This is a genomic window from Paraburkholderia sp. SIMBA_027 (genome assembly GCF_046535315.1).
Classification (GTDB): Bacteria; Pseudomonadota; Gammaproteobacteria; order Burkholderiales; family Burkholderiaceae; genus Paraburkholderia; species Paraburkholderia tropica.
In genome coordinates, this window is the sequence record NZ_JAWRWY010000430.1 from 1 (window position 1) to 277 (window position 277).

Below are 277 nucleotides of genomic sequence, written 5' to 3' on the forward strand. Positions count from 1 at the left end.
TGGTATTGAAATCAGCAAACATGCCTGGCTGAACGGGGGCAACGGACTGTTTAATCTCTTCAACCTTGTCAACGGAATTTTGTGGCTGTCGCTGATGGTTATCTTTTTAAAAGATAAACAGATGGGAAATTCTCACGAAGGGTAAAAAAATGCCTGACTGCTTTGTGCGATCAGGCATTCTCGAATTAATGGTGATGGTCGTCAATCTGGTGTTCGATAACCATCCCTTCACCTACGCTGGCAAGATGGCGAACATAAGGATGCGGGCGGTAAGCCG

General features: G+C 45.8%; 1 pseudogene. It reads right to left on the reverse strand.

Going from position 1 to position 277, the window contains the following annotated elements:
* Positions 1-185: 185 nt before the first annotated feature.
* Positions 186-277: pseudogene (gene ybjH / locus SB764_RS39705) on the reverse strand (protein YbjH); the annotation flags it as partial.